Source organism: Micromonospora sp. LZ37 (assembly GCF_059359015.1).
On the sequence record NZ_JCADBL010000005.1, the window covers coordinates 302,306 to 321,855 of the forward strand.

A 19,550-nucleotide genomic window follows, 5' to 3' on the forward strand; every position below is an offset into this window, starting at 1 on the left:
CCCGCCACCCCTGGCTGCGGCGAGCGTACCCGCAGCTCGTCCGCCTCCGGAGGCGGTGAGTGGGACGTGGCCGCCGCCATCTGACAGGATTTCGGCATGACGGAATACCTCCTCGTCGCGCTCGCCCTGCTCGGACTGCTGATCCTCGGCGGCCTCAGCCTGGTGGTGCCCCGGCTGCGCCGGCGCCCCGAGCCGCCGCTGCCGGAGACCGAGGTCGACACCCGGGCCGAGGAGGATCTGGCCGGTCCACCGGTGGAGGCGCCGGAGTCGGAACTCTCCACCGGCATCCTGGTCGAGCCGCCGGTCGTGGCGCCCCCGCTGGAGGTGCCGGAGCCGACCGCCGGCCGGCTGGTGCGGCTGCGCTCCCGGTTGTCCCGTTCCCAGAACGTCTTCGGCAAGAGCCTGCTCGGCCTGCTCAGCCGCGACCACCTCGACGAGGACACCTGGGAGGAGATCGAGGACGCCCTGATCACCGCCGACATCGGCATCGAGGCCACCCGCGACATCGTCGACCGGCTGCGCGAGCGGAGCCGGGTGCTCGGCACCCGCTCCGCCACCGAGCTGCGCGCCCTGCTCGCCGCCGAGCTGGTCAACGCCCTCGACCCGAGCCTGGACCGGTCCCTGCGCACCACCCCCAAGGACGGCAAGCCGGCGGTGCTGCTGGTGGTCGGGGTGAACGGCGCCGGCAAGACCACCAGCTGCGGCAAGATCGCCCGGGTGCTGATCGCGGACGGCCACAGCGTCACCCTGGGCGCGGCGGACACCTTCCGCGCCGCCGCCGCCGACCAGTTGCAGACCTGGGGCGGCCGGGTCGGCGCGGAGACCATCCGCGGCGCGGAGGGCGCCGACCCCGCCAGCGTCGCCTTCGACGCGGTCCGCCGGGGCATCGAGGCCGGCACCGACACCGTGCTGATCGACACCGCCGGCCGGCTGCAGAACAAGATCGGCCTGATGGACGAGCTGGGCAAGGTCAAGCGGGTGGTGGAGAAGCACGGCCCGATCGACGAGACCCTGCTGGTCCTCGACGCCACCACCGGCCAGAACGGCCTGGAGCAGGCCCGGGTCTTCACCGAGGTGGTCAACGTCACCGGCGTGGTGCTCTCCAAGCTCGACGGCACCGCCAAGGGCGGCATCGTGATCGCCGTGCAACGCAAGCTCGGCATCCCGGTCAAGCTGGTCGGCCTCGGCGAGGGCGCGGACGACCTGGCCCCGTTCGACCCCGTGCAGTTCGTCGACGCGCTGCTCGGCACCGAGCCGCTCGCCCGGGACGCGTAACCTCGCGGTGACGAACGACGATCGCGCCTACGCCGGTTGGCGGGACCCCCGCCGCGCGGCACCGGGCCTCGGGAGACCGTACGTGACTTCACAGGAGATCCCGCTGCACGGCGGGAACGTCAGCACCGTGGTCCGGGTGGGCGACACGGTCCGGCGCAACGCCGGACCGTGGACACCGTCGGTGCACGCGCTGCTGCGCCACCTTGAGTACGTCGGTTTCTCCGGCGCGCCCCGCGCCCTCGGCATGGACGAGCGCAACCGCGAGGTCCTGTCGTACCTGGAGGGGGAGTGCGGGGAGTACCCGCTGGCCCCGCACTGGGTCACCGACGAGGCGCTGGTGACGGTGGCGACCATGCTGCGGATGTTCCACGACGCCCAGTACGGCTTCGCCCCGCCGCCCGGGGCGGTCTGGCGCTCGTTCGGCCCGCCGCCCCCGGACACCGAGGTGATCTGTCACCACGACGCCGCTCCGCACAACGTGATCTGGCGGCCGGACGGCACCCTCGGGCTGATCGACTTCGACCTCGCCTCGCCCGGCGCGCGGATCTACGACGTGGCGTACGCGGCCTGGACGTGGGTGCCGATCTTCTCCGACCGGGACTCGATCACGCTGGGCTGGAAGCGCCCCGACCGGCCGCGCCGGCTGCGGCTCTTCGCCGACGCGTACGGGCTGATCCCCCGGGACCGGCACCGGCTGATCCGCACCATCCGCAAGCGGATCGTGGACCACGTGGAGGGCATCCGCCGGATGGCGGCGGCCGGGGAGCCGGCGTTCGTCCGGATCGTGCACAAGGGGCACCTGCGCCGGCCGATGCGCGACCTGCGGCTGCTCGACTACGAGCGGCACGCGCTGGAGCGCGCCCTGCAGTAGGCCGGCCGACCCCCCGCCGGGTGGCGCCAACCCGGTAGGGGCCGGCGACCATGATCGTGGTTCTTCACACGCCGGAAACAACCCGTCACGCCCCGGAAATCGAGGGGTGTCGGTGAAGGAAACAGCCGGAGGCGAGAGTTCCCGCCAACCGGCTGACGGGCGATGCTGCCAGGTACCAGTCGGATGGGAGGACTTCCACACCGAGAGGAGGCAGCGTGGAGATCAACACCGGCAACACCGCCTGGTTGCTCCTGTCGTCTGCGCTCGTGCTGCTCATGACGCCGGGTCTGGCCCTGTTCTACGGCGGGCTGAACCGGTCCAAGGGCGTACTCAACATGATGATGATGAGCTTCTCCGCGATCGGGCTCATCTCCGTTCTCTGGGTCATCTACGGCTTCACCCTCGCGTTCGGCACCAACGACGACGCGGGCGTCAACAACGTGATCGGCAGCTTCACCCAGTACCTCGGCACCGAGACCGACTTCATCGGCGAGGAGTGGCTCTTCCTCGGCGCGGGGACGGGCATCCCGACCTATGTCTTCATGGCCTTCCAGATGATGTTCGCCATCATCACGGTCGCCCTGATCAGCGGCGCGGTGTCCGACCGGTTGAAGTTCTCCGGCTGGCTGCTCTTCGCCTTCGCCTGGTTCACCCTGGTCTACGTCCCGGTCGCGCACTGGGTCTGGGGCGGCGGCTTCATCGGCGCCAAGATCAAGGCGCTGGACTTCGCCGGTGGCACCGCGGTCCACATCAACGCCGGCGCCGCCGCGCTCGCCCTGGTGCTGGTCCTCGGCAAGCGGCTCGGCTGGCCGCGGGAGAGCTTCAAGCCGCACAATGTGCCGCTGGTCGCGCTCGGCGCCGGTCTGCTCTGGTTCGGCTGGTTCGGCTTCAACGCCGGCTCCGAGCTGACCGTGGACGGCACCACCGCCGTCGCCTTCGTCAACACCCAGGTCGCCACCGCCGCCGGCCTGGTCGGCTGGATCATCGTGGAGTGGCTGCGCAGCGGGAGACCGACCCTGGTCGGCGCCTCCTCCGGCGCGGTCGCCGGTCTGGTCGCCATCACCCCGGCCTGCGGCTTCATCGCCCCGCTGCCGGCGGTGCTGCTCGGCCTGGTGGCCGGCGCGGTCTGCGCGGTGGCGGTCGGCCTCAAGTACAAGCTCGGCTTCGACGACTCGCTCGACGTGGTCGGCGTGCACTTCGTCGCCGGCTGGATCGGCTCGCTCGCCATCGGCTTCTTCGCCACCCTCCAGGTCAACTCGGCGATCGAGGGGCTGGGCGGCAGCGAGGGACTCCTCTACGGCGGCGGCTTCACCCAGCTCGGCCGGCAGGCGTTGGCCAGCGGCATCGTCTCGGTCTACTCCTTCGGGATGGCCCTGGTGATCGCGCTGGCCGTCAAGGCGCTGATCGGCCTGCGCTCCGACGCCGACGACGAGGTCGCCGGCATCGACGTGGCCGAGCACGCGGAGAGCGCGTACGACCTGTCGCCGACCACCGGCAGCGCCGGCAGCGGGGCGTTCGCGATGGCCGGGCTGGCCCCGGGCGCCGGGAGACCGGCCCCGGACGACACGGCCGCGCCGGCCACCGCGCCGGTGGACGAGAAGGTCGCCGGTTAACGTTCCTGGGATGGAGGGGTTGGACATGAAGCTGGTGACCGCGGTCATCAAGCCGTACCAGCTGGACGCGGTGAAGGAGGCCCTGCACGCCCTCGGCGTGGCCGGCCTGACCGTCAGCGAGGTCCAGGGGTACGGGCGGCAGAAGGGGCACACCGAGGTCTACCGGGGTGCCGAGTACACGGTCGAGTTCCTGCCCAAGATCCGGGTCGAGGTGCTCACCGACGAGATGGACGTCGACAAGATCGTGGACGCGATCGTGGCGGCGGCCCGGACCGGGAAGATCGGCGACGGCAAGGTGTGGGTGACCGGCGTCGAGGAGGTCGTCCGGGTCCGCACCGGCGAACGCGGCCTCGACGCCCTGTAGGGAGAGGCCACCCCGATGACCTCGTCGATCAGGAGGAACGCGTCAGGGAACACCGGTGACGGCGACGCGAACCTCCTGGTCGACGGGGTCGTCGGCGTCCCCGGGGGCGTGGGGGAGGAGGCGCGGGCGGCGCGGGCCGCGGCGTTCGACGGATGGCTGGCCCGGCTGGTGCCCGAGCGGCCGGGGGTCGCCCTGGTGGCGGTCGGCGGGCTGGGGCGGCGGCAGTGCGCCCCGTACGGCGACCTCGACCTGGTGCTGCTGCACGCCGGCGTGCCCGGCATCGACGAGCTGGCGGCGTCGCTGTGGTACCCGATCTGGGACGCCGGGCTGCGACTGGACCACTCCGTCCGCACCCTCGCCGAGGCGCTCTCGGTGGCCCAGGACGACGTCAAGGTCGCCCTCGCCCTGCTCGACGCCCGCTTCGTCGCCGGTGACCGGGCGCTCGCCGCCACCCTCACCCGGACCGCCACCGACCACTGGCGGCGTACCGCCGTCCGCCAACTGCCCAGCTTGCGGGAGATCACCGCCGCCCGCTGGCGCACTCACGGGGAGTTGGCCTTCCTGCTGGAGGGCGACCTCAAGGAGGCCGCCGGCGGGCTGCGCGACGTGGGCATCCTGCGGGCCATCGCCACCGCCGGCATCACCGACGCGCTGCGACCCGCCGTCCGCGCCGCCCACCGGCGCCTGCTCGACACCCGCGACGCCCTGCACCGGCAGGTCGGCCGCCGGGTCGACCGGCTGGTCGCCCAGGAGCGCGCCGGAGTGGCCGCGCTGCTCGGCCTGCGCCAACCCGGGGCGTCCGACGGCCCGCCGCGACCGGCGACCGGGGACGACGGCGACGCGCTGCGCGTCGGCCACGGCGACGCCGACGCACTAGGCGTCGGCCACGGCGACGGCGACGCGCTGCGCGTCGGCCACGGCGACGGCGACGCGCTGCTGCGCCGGGTCGCCGGTGACGCCCGCACGGTCAGCCACGCCCTCGACGACGCCTGGCGCGCCGCCGACCGGCTGCGCTCCGGCCGCCGCCGGGGCGCCGACGGCCGCCCGCAGCGCCGTCCCGTCGCCCGGGACGTCGTCGAGCACGACGGTGAGCTGGTGCTCGCCCGCACCGCCATCGGCGCCCGCCCCGACCCGAGCCTGTCGCTGCGGGTGGCCGCCGCGGCCGCCACCACCCGGCTGCCGATCGCCCGGGCCACCTGCGAGTGGCTCGCCGCGTACTGCCCGCCGCTGCCCGCGCCCTGGCCGCCGGCCGCCCGCGCCGCGCTGGTCACCCTGCTCGGCGCCGGTCCCGGCCTGGTGCCCGCGTGGGAGACCTGCGACCGGTACGGGCTGATCGACGGCTGGCTGCCCGAGTGGACCCGGCTGCGCAGCCTGCCCCAGCACAACCCGGTGCACCGGTTCACCCTCGACCGGCACCTGGTGCAGACCGCGTACGAGGCGAGCCGGCACACCCGCGACGTGGACCGCCCCGACCTGCTGCTGCTCGGCGCGTTCCTGCACGACATCGGCAAGGGACTGCCGGGGGACCACAGCACCGTCGGTGCGCCGCTGGCCGAGGCGATGGTCACCCGGATCGGCCTGCCCGCCCCCGAGGCGGCGCTGATCGGCACGCTGGTGCGGCTGCACCTGCTCCTGCCCGACGTGGCCACCCGCCGCGACCTCGCCGACCCGGTGACCATCGCCGGCGTGGCCGAGCGGGTCGGCGACACCACCACCCTGGACCTGCTGCACGCCCTGGTCCGGGCCGACGCGGCGGCGACCGGGCCGGCCGCCTGGTCGGACTGGAAGGGGCGGCTCGTCGCCGAACTGGTCGCCCGGGTGCGTACCGCGCTGGACACCGGGGCGCTGCCCGCGCCCCCCGCCCCGGACCCGGCGCTGGTGGCGGGGCCGCTGCCGGTCGTACACCTGACCGGGGACCGGGTGTCGGTGGCCGCGGCGGACCGGCGTGGCCTGCTCGCGACGGTCGCCGGGTGTCTGGCCCTGCACCGGCTGGAGGTGCTCTCCGCGGACGCCGCCACGGTCGACGGCCGGGCCCTGGTCCAGTGTCGGGTGCAGCCGCGCTACGGGCTCGCGCCCGACCCGATCGCGCTCGGCGCCGACCTGCGCCGCGCCGTCGACGGCGACGTCTCGGTGACCCAGCGGCTGCGCGGCCGGGCCCTCGCCGCGCGCGGGGAGGGCGCCGCCCCGAGGGTGGTGTGGCACCGTGAGGCGGCCACCGACGCGGTGCTGCTGGAGCTGCGCGCCGCCGACGCGGCCGGACTGCTGTACCGGGTCACCTGCGCCCTCGACGAGGCCGGCGCGCAGGTCCGGGCGGCCCGGATCTCCACCCTCGGCGCCGACGTGGTGGACGCCTTCTACCTCGTGGGCGGCTGGCCCGGCGACGCCGAACGGGCCCGCCTGGAAGCGGCCGTCCTGGCCGCTGTGTGAGGGCCCCTCCCGACACCTCGGCCTACGTCCGGCGACGTAGGAAAAGGGTCGCCCGCGGGGCGACGAGCAGCGGGCCGGCGGGCGGCACGCTCAGGGCATGAACCTGCCAGTGCAGACCCAAGGGCTCACCAAACGGTACGGCGGGCTGACCGCCGTGCGGGACCTCGACCTGGCCGTCCGGGCCGGCGAGGTGTACGGCTTCCTCGGCCCGAACGGCGCCGGCAAGACCACCACCCTGCGCATGCTCCTCGGGCTGGTCCGCCCCACCGCCGGCACCGTACGGCTGCTCGGCCGGCCACCCGCCGCCGGAGGACTCGGCGGGGTCGGCGCGCTGATCGAGGGGCCGGCCTTCTACCCCTACCTCTCCGGCCGGGACAACCTGCGCGTGCTGGCCCGCTACGCCGGCGTTGGTCCGGGGCGGGTGGCCCTGGTGCTGGACCTGGTCGACCTCACCGACCGGGCCGGCGACCGGTACGCCGCCTACTCGTTGGGCATGAAGCAGCGCCTCGGCGTGGCCGCCGCCCTGCTCAAGGACCCCCGCCTGCTGATCCTGGACGAGCCGACCAACGGCCTCGACCCGGCCGGCATGGCGGACATGCGCACGCTGATCCGTCGGCTCGGCGCCGGCGGCTGCACCGTCCTGGTCTCCAGCCACCTGCTCGGCGAGGTCGAGCAGGTCTGCGACCGGGTCGGGGTGATCTCCCGGGGGCGGCTGATCGCCGAGGGGAGCGTGGCGGAGCTGCGCGGCGCCACCGGCCTGCGGGTGCTCGCCGACCCGCTCGACGCGGCCGCCGCCCGGGCCGGGGAGCTGGTCGGGGCGGAGCGGGTACGGGTGGTCGACGGCGGGCTGGAGCTGACCGTGGAGCCGGAGCGGGCCGCCTGGCTCAACGCGGAGCTGGTCGGCGCCGGCGTGGCGGTCCGCGAGCTGCGACCCCGCGAGCGGGACCTGGAGCAGGTGTTCTTCGACCTCATCGAGAAGGGAACGGCCGATGTCGCGTAGCTTCCGGGCCGAACTGGCCAAACTCGTCCGAAGGCCGGCGTCCTGGCTGCTGCTGGCCATCACGCTGATGCTCTCGCTGATCTTCACCTACGTCTTCCCGTACGCGAGCATCGCCGGCGGGACCGCCGGCCCGAACACCGACCGGACCCTGCCGATGCTGCTCCCGGACCACCTGGTCGGGAACTCGCTCGGCGGTCTGCCGGTCTTCCTCGGCGCGATCATGCTGATCCTCGGCGTCCTCGTCGTCGGCGGCGAGTACGGCTGGGGCACCTGGAAGACCGTCCTGTCCCAGGGCCCCTCCCGGCAGCAGGTGTACGCCGGCAAGCTGCTCGCCCTGGCCGCCGCCGCGCTGGTCGTGGTGCTCTCCGTCTTCGCCGTCGGCGCGGTGGCCGCCGCGCTGATCGCCGTCGCCGAGTCGCAGCCGGTGGCCTGGCCCGGCGCGGGGGACCTGCTCACCGGGATCGGTGCGGGGTGGCTGATCGCGACGATGTGGGCCATGCTCGGTGCCGTGCTCGCCGTCGCGCTGCGCGCGGTCGCCCTGCCCGTCGGGCTGGGCCTGGTGTGGCTGCTCGCGGTGCAGAACCTGCTCGCCGCGATCGCCGCGCCCCTGCTGGACTGGGTGGCGCAGATGCAGAAGGGTCTGCCCGGCCCGAACGCGGGTTCGCTGGCTGCGGCGCTCGGAGCGGCCGGGGACACCCCCGGGGTCGCGATGGTCGTCGGCGGCGGGCAGGCCGCCCTCGTCGTCGCGGCCTACCTGGTCGCCTTCGCGGCCCTGGGCGGGCTGCTGCTGCAGCGCCGGGACATCGACTAGGCCGGGCGGGAGGGGACGGGTGGACCGGAACCGCGGTACCGGGTGGGGTGACGGGCTCCTGGACGCCGTCGTCGCCCTGGTGCTGCTCGGCATCGGACTGGTCGGCACCGGAGCGGCCGGCGCCGAGCAGGGGGTCGGCACCGGCCCGGCGACGTACCCGTTGGTGGTGGTGGCCGCGCTGGCGCTGGCGGTGCGCCGGCGCTGGCCGCTGGCGACCCTCGCCGTGACCACCGCCGCCAGCACGGCGTATCTGGTGCTCGGCTACCCGTACGGGCCCATCCTGCTGTCGCTCTTCGTGGCGGTCTACACGGTCGCCGCGTACCTGCCGCTGCGGAGCGCGGTGGTGGCCGGCGGGGTGGCCCTCGCCGCGCTGCTGGTGCACGTGCTGGTCGGGGTACGCCCGCCCGGGGTGCTCGGCGCGATGCCGGCCGCCGCCTGGGTGGTGGTCCCGTTCGCGGTCGGCACCACGGTCCGGCTCGCCCGGGAGGCCGCGGCCCGCGGCCGGGTCGACGAGGCCCGCCGGCTGGCCGACGCCGAGCGGCTGCGGGTGGCCCGGGAGGTGCACGACGTGGTCGGGCACGGCCTCGCCGCGATCCACCTGCAGGCGGAGATCGCCCTGCACCTGCTGCCGAGGAAACCCGAGCAGGCCGAGGCGGCGCTCACCGCGATCAGCCGCACCAGCAAGGAGGCGCTGAACGAGCTGCGGGTGACGCTCACCGTGGTCCGGCGGGACGAGGCGGCCGACGAGCGGGCGCCGACGCCGGGGCTGGCCCAGCTGCCCCAGCTGCGCGACCGGCTGGCCGGCGCGGGGGTGCCCGTCACCGTGGAGGTCACCGGGGAGCCCCGGGTCCTGCCGGTCGCCGTCGACCTGGCCGCGTACCGGGTGGTGCAGGAGTCGTTGACCAACGTGCTGCGGCACGCCGGCCCGGCCACCGCCACGGTCCGGCTGCACCACGCGCCGACCGGCGTGGAGGTGGAGGTGACCGACACCGGCCGGGGGGCCGTGAGCGGCCCGGGAGGCGGTCTCGGCCTGGCCGGCATGCGGGAACGGGTGACCGCACTGGGCGGCACGTTCACCGTCGGCCCCGGACCCGGCGGCGGGTTCCGGGTGTCGGCGACCCTGCCCGTGGAGGAGGCTCAGTGATCACCGTGGTGCTCGCCGACGACCAGGCCCTGGTCCGGATCGGGCTGCGCGCCCTCGTGGAGAGCGAGGACGACCTGACCGTGGTGGGGGAGGCCGCCGACGGGCTCGACGCGGTCGCGCTGACCCGGCGGGAACGCCCCGACGTGGTGCTGATGGACGTCCGGATGCCCGGCGTCGACGGCATCGAGGCGACCCGCCGGATCGTCGCCGACCCGGACCTGGCCGGCACCCGGGTGGTCGTGCTGACCACCTTCGAACTCGACGAGTACGTCTTCGACGCGCTCCGGTACGGCGCCAGCGGCTTCCTCACCAAGGACACCCGGCCGGCCGAGCTGCTGCGGGCGATCCGGCTGGTCGCCGAGGGGGAGGCGCTGCTGTCGCCGTCGGTGACCCGACGGGTGGTCCGGGAGTTCGCCACCCGGCCGGCCCGGGTGCCCCGACCGCATCCCCGCCTCGGCGCGCTCACCGACCGGGAGCGGGAGGTGGTGGCGCTGGTCGGGGAGGGGCTGAGCAACGCCGAGATCGCCGACCGGCTGGTGGTCAGCCCGGCCACCGCGCGTACCCATGTGAGCCGGGCCATGGTCAAGCTGGGCGCGCGGGACCGGGCCCAGCTGGTGGTCTTCGCCTACCAGTCGGGGCTGGTCTCGGGCTAGCCCCCCGTCGGTCGCCGACGCCTGCGCCGGCCTGCTCCCATCGGCGGTCGCGCAGGCGTCAGCGACCCTCCTCATGCGGCCAGGGTCAGCTACCGGGCCTTTTCTGCGGGTGGGCGGCGAGCCACTCCTGAATGGTGTCGTCGCGCACCGCGGCGAACATTTCCTTCGCCTTGGCGTCGTCGAGCTTGACCGCCGATCCGGCGTGCGTCTTCAGGCTGGCGCTGGTGTACGGGACCGTGGCGAACTTGATGTTCGCGGGCTTGATGCCCTTGGCGGTGAGCGCCAGTTCCTTCAGGTCGAGGTTCTTGTCGATGGTCAGCGACTCGGCAGCGGTCAGCAGCAGTTCGTCCAGCTTCAACGGGTTGGTCAGCATGCCCTCGGCGGAGGCCTTCTCCGCGATGGCCTTGACGACCAGCTGCTGGTCGTGGATGCGTCCGAAGTCGCCGCCGGGCACGTTCTTACGCTGACGCATGAACTCCTCCGCCTCCGCCCCGTCGAGCTGGTGGCAACCCTTCTCCCAGACCTTCTCCGAGAAGGTCGACCGGACCGTGTACGGGATGCAGACCTGGACACCGTCGACCGCGTCGACCATCTTGTTGATGCTGGCGAAGTTGGCGATCAGCGCACCGTCGAGCCGCACGCCGGTCAGCTTCGTGATGGTCTTCGCCGCGTGCGGTGCGCCGCCGAAGGCGAACGCGGCGTTGAGCTTGTTCATGCCGCCGTGCCAGCCCTCCGCCGGCGGCACGTCGACGTAGCTGTCGCGGGGAATCGAGACGATGGTGGCACGGTCCAGGTTCTTGCTGAAGTGCACCAGCATGATGGTGTCCGACCGCTGCCCCGCGTAGCGCCCCTCGTCGGCCTCGCCCTCGCGTGAGTCGGTGCCGAGGAGCAGCAGGTTGAGCGGGCCGCTCTTCCAGCGCTGCTCGTCCTTGGGCTCGGCCGCCCCGCCGAGGAGGTCCTCCTGCTTGGCCTTGCCCTCGTAGCGGTTGACGAGGGTGAACGCTCCGACGCCACCGCACGCCCCGGCGACGAGCAGCGCGGCGAGCAGGACGATGAGGACCTTCTGCCAGCGCTTCAACGCGCGGAATCCCTTCGCCCGAGGAGGCTCGGGCGACATGGCTGCGGTCGACGCGTAGTACATCTGATCCTCAATGTGGATGCTGCGGGGAGAAGCTCTTGATCCAACCGGCAATTACCGGTCTCCTCAAGCGCGGAGCCCAGTGGTGACCAGCACACTGGGCATGAACGGCTGATGGGGCGGCGCAGGAAGGGCCGAACGCTCTGCTTATTCAGCCGATCGGGCCAGGGGTGTGGCGCCTTGCCGAAGCCAATTAGAAGGCGCACGAAAGCTGCCAAAACGGGCATTGGATGCCCCTTTATGTCTTTTTTGCTACTTATGCGGACCGGATGTAACGCTTTACGGCTGTTGACAGGCGTATCGCGATGAGGTGTATTGGCCCGCGTTCGTAGGCGGTGATGATCACTGCCGCACGCCCCCGCGCAGGGACTCTGCCGGGCCCAGGGCGTACTTCCAGACTGCCGAAACCGGAGGTGCCGGGTGGATTCCGCCACGCCACATGAGGGGATCGTCATCCCTTCCGCCTTCTGTGGCGGGATGACGTCCGCAACGCACGGCGGGGTCGGCGCACGAACGAGAACCGGCAAGCAATCGTGACGACGAACGCCCTGCCACATCACGGGATTCCGGCCCCCACGGCGCTCGCCGGCAAGTCCGTCGCACTCGTCCACGAGTGGTTCAGCGCGACGGGCGGCTCGGAGCAGGTCTACCTCCGCATGGCCGAGGTCGTTCCGCATGCCCGACGGTTCGTGCTCTGGAAGGAGCACGACGTGGCTGAGGAGGCCGAGGACATGCAGGAGTCGTGGATGTCCCGGACCCCGCTGCGGCGGAGCAAGGCCCTCGCACTGCCGGTCATGCCGCTCACCTGGCGCACTCTCACGCGCGACAGCTATGACGTGGTCATCTCGTCCAGCCACGCCTTCGCGCATACGGTCAAGCTGGGCGACTCGCCGGAGACTCGTTATCTGAGCTACGTGCACTCCCCGGCCCGGTACGTCTGGAGCCCAGAGCTGGATCAGCGCGGAGCGCAACCGCTTCTCGCTCCGATGCGCCGAGTCCTGCAGGCGAGCGACCGGCGCCTGAGCCGCCACGTGCACAGTTACGCGGCGAACTCCCGCGAGGTCCAGGGCCGGATTCGCCGCTACTGGGGCCGGGAGGCGCGCGTCATCAATCCTCCCGTCGACGTCGACTTTTTCGCCGACGCCCCGGAAGTTGTCAAGCAACAGGGGCGCGACTACCTGCTGGGCGTCGGGCGGTGGATCAGCTACAAGCGATTCGATCTGATGCTGGAGATTGCGGCCGAAGTCCGGCTCCCCCTGGTTCTGGCCGGCTCGGGGCCGGAAGAGGCGGCGCTTCGCCGCCGGGCGGAGCGGCTGGATGTTCCGGTCACATTCGAAATCCGGCCGACGAATGAACGACTGCGGGAGCTCTACTGGGGTGCCCTGTGCCTGCTGTATCCGGGGCACGAGGACTTTGGGATGATTCCGGTCGAAGCGCAGGCCTGTGGCACGCCGGTAGTCGGCCTCGCCCGCGGCGGGCTCCTCGAGACCGTCGAAGAGGGCCGGACCGGCTACCTTGTCGACGGGTTCGAGCCGTCGGCCTATGCCGCGCGGATACGCCAGGTGTCCGAGCTATCCACCGAGGCGGTTCTCACCAACGCACACCGCTTTTCCGTGAGCGCCTTCCAGTCAAGTCTGGCGTCCTGGATCGCCGATAACGCCTGAAGGGCTTGAATCTGTGTCACATTCCGCCGAAGGGCATTCGGGTGCGGTCAACGTACTCGTGCTCGGCACCGCCGAGTGGGATTCGCCCATCGCTACCAACCAGCACTACGTGGTCCGGGAACTCGCCCAGGCCTTCGATGTGACGTTCGTCGAGTCCTTGGGCCTCCGCCGGCCCAAGCTGGAGCCGCGCGACCTGAAGCGGATGGCGCAGCGGTTGCGCAGGTCCATGTCGAGCGTCCAGCGATCCGCTCGATCCAGGCCGGAGAACGTCCGGATCGTCTCACCCGTGGTGGTGCCCCTTCACCGCGCCCCGACCCGCCCTGTCAACCGGGCGCTGCTGCACCGCTCAGTCTCCGACTGGGTGAACAGCAGCGGTCCGCGCGTGCTCTGGACCTTCACCCCCGTGACGTACGGACTGGAGGCCCTGGCCGAGCTGACGGTGTACCACTGCGTGGACCTGCTGGCCGAGTTCCCCGGTATCGACGGTCCGGCCGTCCGGCGAGGGGAGGAAAAGCTCTCCTCGCGGGCTGTTCTGGCGATCGGGACCAGTCACGCTGTGGCCGACCACCTCACCGCGGTTGGCTTCCCGACGGTGCGCCTCTTGACCAACGTGGCCGACACCGTCGTGTTCGAGTCCGCGAGCCTGCCGGCGGAACAGCGGCGCCCTGCGGCGCTCTTCGCCGGGAACCTGTCGCCGCACAAGCTTGACTTCGACGTGCTGAAGTCCCTGGCCACGGCGCTCAAGGGGCGTGGCGACCTGCTGCTCGCCGGTCCCATCGCCGCCGGCGGCGGGGGCTACGACCGGCAGGTCGAGGAGTTGACGAGTCTGGGAGCGCGCTACCTAGGCGTCCTCGACCTTCCGGCACTCGCGGCGGTCGCTGGTCAGTGCACCGTCGGTCTGGTCCCCTATGCCCTCAACGCATACACCCAGGGTGTCAGCCCCCTCAAGTGCTACGAATACCTGGCGTCGGGCATGGCGGTTGTCAGCACCCCCCTGCCTGAGGTTCGCAAGGTCGCCGACGACAACCCGCATGTCTCGGCAGTCGAGCCGCAGGAATTCCTTGACCGGGTGCTCGCCGCGCTCGCCCCCCCCACGGACAGTGCCCGCCGCGACAGGATGGTGCGTGCTCGGCAGGGAAGCTGGTCCGAACGCGGCCAGCTCCTACGTGATCTCCTTGCGTCCCTGCTGACGTCCTCGACGAGGGAGTTGCCATGAGAGTGCTGTACGTGACGTGGCGGTTTCCGAAGCTGTCCGAGACCTTCGTGATGAACGAAGCGCGGGAGTTGTTGGCGAAGGGCGTGGACGTCCGTGTCGTGTCGCTCCGGACGCCGGAATTCCCGCCGCCGCCCGACCTGGCGGAGCGCGTGCTGCAGGTGCCGGCGATCGATCTCGGGCGCGGCCTGCTGTCACCGCCACTGCGCGATATCTATGACGACGACTACCGGGTGAGGCTGCTGGCGCCGGCGTACGCCAAGGCGATCGTCCGAGCCCTGGGTTCCTGGCGGCCGGACGTCGTGCACTGTCACTTCGTCAACCGACCTGCGCCCATCGCACTGAAGGTCGCCCGAGACATGGGTGTTCCTTGCACGCTGGTCGCGCACGCGGGCGACTGGATCGTCGACTGCACCCCGCGCGCCCTGGCGAGCAAGGTGGAACACGCCGATCATGTCTTCACGATCAGCCATGTGACTTCGAAGTCGTTGGCCGAGAAGATCGGGGGCGCGGGCACCGAGAAGATGAGTGTCCTGCGAGCCAGCTACCGCTTCGCACCCTCATCGGCTGACCTTGACCTGCCTCCGCGATACGTGATCTCGGTGGCGCGGCTCGTGCCCAAGAAGGGGCTCGACATCGCGATCAAGGCGATCGCGCGGGCGAGGGTGAACGGTGCCGAGATACCGCTGGTGATCATCGGTTCTGGCTCGGAGCTGGAGGCACTCCGGGATCTGGCGGCCCGGCTGCGTGTCGGCGACCTCGTCCGATTCCTCGGAGCACGGCAGGCCGCTGAGACGCAGAAGGCCATTCTGGGCGCTCAGGCCATGCTCCTGCCGTGTCGCGTGCTCACTGACGGTGACGCCGACGGAATCCCCGTGGCGCTGATGGAGGCCGGCGCGGCTGGCATAAGTGTGATCACTACGCCGGTAGCCGGAATTGGTGAACTCATCCAGGACGGCGTCAGCGGTTGTCTCGTCGCACCGGAGGATGTCGACGCCGTGGCGGACAAGCTGATCGAGTTGTGGCAGGACGACGCGAAACGGGAGCGGATCGGTCGCGCGCTACAGGCAGCAGTACGTGAGGAGTTCGCGCCTGAACTGCAGGCGTCTCGGTTGATCAGCCAATGGTCGACGCTGGTCGAGAACCACGCGAGGCGTCCGTGACCAGTCGTCCCCTGCGGGTGCTAGCTGTATCTTCCTTTCTTCCCTACCCCGTCGATCGTGGCGATCCGCAGAGGGTCTTCAGGATTCTGCGAGGTCTGAGCGGGCTGCGGCTAGCCGACGGCACTCCCATGTTCGACGTCCGGCTGGCCAGCGTCCTCCGGCATGATTCCTCGCCCGGCGATGTCGACTCCCTGCACGAGGCGTTGGGGATTCCCGTGCACGCCGAGCCCTCATCGTGGCCGTCACCGAAGCGCTCGGCCAGTCGCGCCGCGAGCTGGGTGTCGGGCGGAATCGTCGGCACTCCCAACTGGATCGTCGAACGCAGGTCGCAGCGGCTGGCTAGCCACCTCTCGTCCGCCTCCGCCGACGTCGGCCTGATCTTCGGTGAGGCTGCCGGCGTCTACGCGGGGCAGCTGAGGGGGAGAATGCTGGTCGTTTGGGACAAGTCCAACGTTCTCGGCGCATCTTCCCGTGAATTGTGGGCTGGCCGGGCAATCCGCTCGCGCCTCGCCGAGAGTTCCGCTCTGCGCTTCGAGCGTCGGGTCCTTCCCACGGTGGACAGGGTGACCGTCACATCCGAGGTCGAGGCCCGCCGACTGCAGGCGGCCTACCAGCGGCAGGCGGACGCCGTCGTCCCCTCCCCGATCGACATCTTTCCGGCAGCATCGTGGGGGCGAAGCCGGCGGATCGGATGGATGAGTTCCTTCTCCTACTCGGCCAATTCCGACGGCCTCATCAAGTTTCTCCGGGATGGCTGGCCGAAGCTGGCAGCCAACGGATTCACGCTCGAGATCGTCGGTGTGGGGAAGTGCTCGAGTGGCCTACGCGACGAAATCGCGAGGAGCACAAACGTCTCCCTCCTGGGATTCGTTGAGAATCTGCACGACTGGATGGACGGGCTGCAGGCGGCTGTCATACCGCTGTGGGCCGGTGCTGGTGTGAAGCTCAAGACCCTGCACTGGCTGATGTCCACGATCCCGACCGTCGGCACGAGCGTGGCCTTCGAGGGAATTCCGGTCGTCCCCGGTGAGCACGCCGCCGTCGCGGACGGCCCCGAGGAGATGGCGGCCGAGATACTTCGGCTCGATCAGTCGGAAACCGCAGTGGTGGAGACAAGGGGAGCGGCGGCTCGCAGCCTGATCCTTGAGGGCTTCAGCACGGACACCGTCGTGGCCGAATACGGCCATCATCTCCAGAAGTGGCACGCGGGGTGACCCGGTGAACAACGTTGCGGTCAGTTCAGGGGGACGCAGAATAACCACCTCGGCCGTTCTGCAGCTTGTCTCCCGATTGTCGGGCGCAGCCGCCGGCGGGGTGGCCAGTGCTTTTCTCGCACACGGCCTCGGGCGCACCGACTTCGGTTGGTTCGCCTCCACCCTCGCCATCGTCAGCCTGGTGAACCTCGCGGCCGATCTGGGCCTGACGCAAACGGTCACCAGGCAGATCGTGATCAACCCGGGCGGCGAACGTCGCATCATCGAGGCAGCACTTCTCGTCCGTCTGTCCCTGGCCGTAGTCATGCTGGTCTTCGCCACATGGTGGGCGGTGCACGCGGACGGGGCGCCGAAGCTGTCGATGGCGCTTCTCCTCGCGGCCGTGCCCATCAGCGCTCTCAGCGTGTATCAGAGTGTGCTTCTCGCCAGGCTGAGGCCGGACGCGATCGCCCTCGGCAACATCGTCCAGAGCCTTGTCTGGACCGGTGGCTGCGCGGTCGCTCTCTTCCTCAACGCCTCCGCTGTCGCGTTCGCCGCTATTTTCGCCGGCGCGACGCTGCTGCAGATGGCCCTGGTGGCGCTCTTCGCGCGCCGGTATCTGGCCGACGCCGACGCCGACGACCTACCGCGAGTCCGGATTCGGACCGCGACATCACTGCTCGCGGCGTCCTGGCTGGTCGGGGTCGGCTCGCTGGCCTGGGCCGCCTTCAACCGAGGACCACTGCTGATCGTGGTGTCCCTCGCCGGCCCGGATGCAGCAGCGGCCCTGGGCGCGGCCGCACGATTCGTGGACGCCGCCTACCTGCTGCCGACGATTCTCGCATCGATGCTGCTGCCGATAGCGACGAGCCGGTTCCGTGTGGGCGAGGAGATCGGAAGCATCATCCGGGCGTCGATCGGATGGATCACGATCGCTGGCGCGCTCGTCGTGCAGTTCACGGCCGTCCTGGGTGAGGGGATCGCGGCGTGGCTGCTGGGGCCTGGGTTCTCGGACCTGGGCCTCATCCTGACGATCTGCTTGGCGGCCACCATCCCGTTCGGCTGGGATTGCGTCTGGGGGACGGCCATCATTGCCGCCGGTCGGGGGAGCACGATGGCGTGGACCGGCCTCGTGGCCGTCGTGATCAGTCTCGGCGGATCCGCCCTCTTCGTTCCTGAGTACGGCGCGATCGCCGCAGCAGTCTCGATCCTGGTGGCCCAGGCGACGCGGGCACTGTTGCTCGCCGTGGCCCAGGATGGTCTCGCGGCAGTGCGTTTCCCGTACCCGGGTGTGATCGGCCTGATGGTCTTGACGTTGGTGATCTGCTGGCTGGGGCTTGATGCCGTGGGCCCACGCGAGACCGTCGAGCGGGTGGCCATCGCGCTCACCGGTGCTCTGGGCACGCTGGGGATGGCGAAGGTCGCGGGTCTCCTGCCGGCCGGCGGTGTGGGGCGGTACCTCGGGAAGGGGACCCGGATTCACTCATGAAAACCGGTGATCGTGTTCATCGGTGTAGTCCGCTGGGCGATTCGACGGTGGTGGCGCCGACGGTAAGCTCAGCCGGTTGCGGGCACCTGCGACCTGTTCGTAATTGTGTGTGGGCGCCAGACTGCATCGCCCTGAGTTCAGGAGAAAAATGAGCCTCGCTGATTACCTACGCCTGATTCGCGGGCATTGGATCATGGTGGTGCTGGCGACTGCCTCGGGGGTCACTCTTGCTGCGATCCATTCGGCTACCCAGAGTCCCGTGTATGAGGCGACTGTGCAACTGTTCGTGTCGGCGAGCGGCAAGGAGGGAGACAACAGCCAGCTCAACCAGGGCGGCATCTTCAGTCAGCAGCGGGTCAAGTCGTATGCGGCTCTGGTGGCCAGCCCCGATGTCGCCCAGACCGTCATCACGTCGCTCGACCTTCCCTACACGCCTGCGGAACTCGTCAAGAACATCGCGACGGAGACCCCGCCCGATACTGTCCTGCTGGACATCACCGTCCGGGACGGTTCCCCTGAACGTGCCCGGGACATCGCCAACGAGATCGCCGAGGAGTTTCCCCGCCTCGTTGACAAGATCGAGACGCCGAAGGGCGAGACGAACTCCCCGGTCAAGGTCTCCGTCACCCAGCAGGCCACCGCTTCCGACGAACCCGTCGCTCCGCGCACCAAACTGAACGTGGCGCTCGGCCTGATCCTCGGTCTCGGTCTCGGCCTCGGCGGTGCCATCCTGCGGGGGACACTTGACCGGACCATTCGCGGCAAGAGAGACGCGGAGCAGGCGGCCGGCGCTCCTGTCCTCGGTGCGGTGCCGCAGGATCCCAAGAAGAGCCCGAACCCCCTGATCGCGGATGAGCAGGCGACGGCACGGGCGGAGGCGTTCCGGCAGTTGCGCACCAACATCAGGTTCCTGTCCATCGACCGCCGCATCACCAGCTTCGTGGTCACCGGTTCACTGCCCGCCGAGGGCAAGACGACGACGGCGGCGAATCTGGCGATTGCCCTCGCTCAGGCCGGTCAGGCGGTCGTGCTCGTCGACGCTGATCTGCGACGGCCCAGCGTGGCGGACACCTTTGCGCTGTCGAACGGAGTCGGGCTCACCAATGTACTGTTGGGCGATGTAGGTGTGAACCAGGCCATGCAGCAGTGGCGGGGCGATCTGCCGTTGTACATCCTCCCGGCCGGGCCGACGCCTCCCAACCCCAGCGAGTTGCTGGGGTCCACCCGATTGAGCAAGGTGGTCGCCTCGCTGGAGGCGGCGGGCATGACCGTGATTTTCGATTCGCCGCCCCTCCTACCGGTGACCGACGCGACGATCATCGCTCGCATGACGGGCGGTGCCGTGGTGGTGGCCCGGGCTGGCTCTACCCGTACCGACCAGCTTGCCGCCGCCGTGGATTCGCTGCGGCGCGTGGACGCGCCCGTGCTCGGTCTGGTGGTCAACCGGCTCAGGCCAGACAAAGCCCTACTCAAGAACAACTACTACAACACGCCCGCCCCTCGGCGTACGCGCTCCAAGAGCTGAGTCACCA

16 protein-coding genes and 1 pseudogene are annotated in these 19,550 nt (G+C 70.9%); 16 read left to right on the forward strand and 1 reads right to left on the reverse strand.

Going from position 1 to position 19,550, the window contains the following annotated elements:
- Window positions 1-96: 96 nt before the first annotated feature.
- The 10 genes and pseudogenes from ftsY to AC5L3Z_RS13970 all read left to right on the forward strand — a co-directional run bounded on the left by ftsY (window position 97) and on the right by AC5L3Z_RS13970 (window position 10,158).
- The gene (ftsY, locus tag AC5L3Z_RS13925; RefSeq protein WP_494842102.1) at window positions 97-1,275 is read left to right on the forward strand and encodes a signal recognition particle-docking protein FtsY; all 1,179 of its coding nucleotides are present in this window, start codon (window positions 97-99) and stop codon (window positions 1,273-1,275) included.
- Between the two features lie 7 nt (window positions 1,276-1,282).
- Window positions 1,283-2,146 (forward strand): aminoglycoside phosphotransferase family protein, encoded by an 864-nt coding sequence (locus tag AC5L3Z_RS13930; protein ID WP_334522890.1) that lies wholly within the window; start codon window positions 1,283-1,285, stop codon window positions 2,144-2,146.
- Window positions 2,147-2,361: 215 nt separating this feature from the next.
- The gene (locus AC5L3Z_RS13935) at window positions 2,362-3,759 is read left to right on the forward strand and encodes an ammonium transporter (protein ID WP_494842104.1); all 1,398 of its coding nucleotides are present in this window, start codon (window positions 2,362-2,364) and stop codon (window positions 3,757-3,759) included.
- Window positions 3,760-3,784: 25 nt separating this feature from the next.
- Window positions 3,785-4,123 carry a P-II family nitrogen regulator gene (locus tag AC5L3Z_RS13940; RefSeq protein WP_170285500.1) on the forward strand — a complete coding sequence of 113 codons (339 nt, stop codon included), beginning with the start codon at window positions 3,785-3,787 and terminating at the stop codon, window positions 4,121-4,123.
- A gap of 15 nt (window positions 4,124-4,138) precedes the next feature.
- Window positions 4,139-4,922 (forward strand): annotated as a pseudogene (locus AC5L3Z_RS13945) ([protein-PII] uridylyltransferase); the annotation flags it as partial.
- Between the two features lie 44 nt (window positions 4,923-4,966).
- Entirely contained in the window at window positions 4,967-6,550 is a 1,584-nt protein-coding gene (locus AC5L3Z_RS13950) for a [protein-PII] uridylyltransferase (RefSeq protein WP_494842191.1), read from the forward strand.
- A gap of 97 nt (window positions 6,551-6,647) precedes the next feature.
- Window positions 6,648-7,550, forward strand: coding sequence for an ABC transporter ATP-binding protein (locus AC5L3Z_RS13955; RefSeq protein WP_494842106.1), 903 nt, complete (start codon window positions 6,648-6,650; stop codon window positions 7,548-7,550).
- Complete coding sequence (locus AC5L3Z_RS13960; RefSeq protein ID WP_494842108.1) at window positions 7,540-8,361, forward strand: ABC transporter permease; 822 nt, start codon at window positions 7,540-7,542, stop codon at window positions 8,359-8,361. Before AC5L3Z_RS13955 ends, AC5L3Z_RS13960 begins: the two co-directional genes overlap by 11 nt.
- A 19-nt stretch (window positions 8,362-8,380) precedes the next feature.
- Window positions 8,381-9,505, forward strand: a complete 1,125-nt coding sequence (locus AC5L3Z_RS13965) for a sensor histidine kinase (protein ID WP_494842110.1) — start codon at window positions 8,381-8,383, stop codon at window positions 9,503-9,505.
- Window positions 9,502-10,158, forward strand: a complete 657-nt coding sequence (locus tag AC5L3Z_RS13970) for a response regulator transcription factor (RefSeq protein ID WP_494842111.1) — start codon at window positions 9,502-9,504, stop codon at window positions 10,156-10,158. Before AC5L3Z_RS13965 ends, AC5L3Z_RS13970 begins: the two co-directional genes overlap by 4 nt.
- An 85-nt stretch (window positions 10,159-10,243) precedes the next feature.
- On the opposite strand, the gene AC5L3Z_RS13975 is transcribed toward AC5L3Z_RS13970, so the two are convergent.
- A complete protein-coding gene (locus AC5L3Z_RS13975; RefSeq protein WP_494842112.1) occupies window positions 10,244-11,299 on the reverse strand; it encodes an LCP family protein in 1,056 nt (351 codons plus the stop codon).
- Between the two features lie 530 nt (window positions 11,300-11,829).
- Here AC5L3Z_RS13975 and AC5L3Z_RS13980 point away from each other — a divergent pair.
- From AC5L3Z_RS13980 to AC5L3Z_RS14005, 6 genes are all read left to right on the forward strand, one after another.
- Entirely contained in the window at window positions 11,830-12,960 is a 1,131-nt protein-coding gene (locus tag AC5L3Z_RS13980; RefSeq protein ID WP_494842113.1) for a glycosyltransferase, read from the forward strand.
- 13 nt (window positions 12,961-12,973) lie between these two features.
- Window positions 12,974-14,176 (forward strand): glycosyltransferase, encoded by a 1,203-nt coding sequence (locus AC5L3Z_RS13985; RefSeq protein ID WP_494842115.1) that lies wholly within the window; start codon window positions 12,974-12,976, stop codon window positions 14,174-14,176.
- A complete protein-coding gene (locus AC5L3Z_RS13990; protein WP_494842116.1) occupies window positions 14,173-15,336 on the forward strand; it encodes a glycosyltransferase in 1,164 nt (387 codons plus the stop codon). Before AC5L3Z_RS13985 ends, AC5L3Z_RS13990 begins: the two co-directional genes overlap by 4 nt.
- On the forward strand, window positions 15,333-16,550 hold the full coding sequence (locus tag AC5L3Z_RS13995; protein ID WP_494842118.1) for a glycosyltransferase: 1,218 nt from the start codon (window positions 15,333-15,335) through the stop codon (window positions 16,548-16,550). The genes AC5L3Z_RS13990 and AC5L3Z_RS13995 overlap by 4 nt, the downstream gene beginning before the upstream one ends.
- A 4-nt stretch (window positions 16,551-16,554) precedes the next feature.
- Window positions 16,555-18,018, forward strand: a complete 1,464-nt coding sequence (locus AC5L3Z_RS14000; protein WP_494842119.1) for an oligosaccharide flippase family protein — start codon at window positions 16,555-16,557, stop codon at window positions 18,016-18,018.
- Window positions 18,019-18,166: 148 nt separating this feature from the next.
- Window positions 18,167-19,543 carry a tyrosine-protein kinase domain-containing protein gene (locus tag AC5L3Z_RS14005; RefSeq protein ID WP_494842121.1) on the forward strand — a complete coding sequence of 459 codons (1,377 nt, stop codon included), beginning with the start codon at window positions 18,167-18,169 and terminating at the stop codon, window positions 19,541-19,543.
- Window positions 19,544-19,550 lie beyond the last annotated feature (7 nt).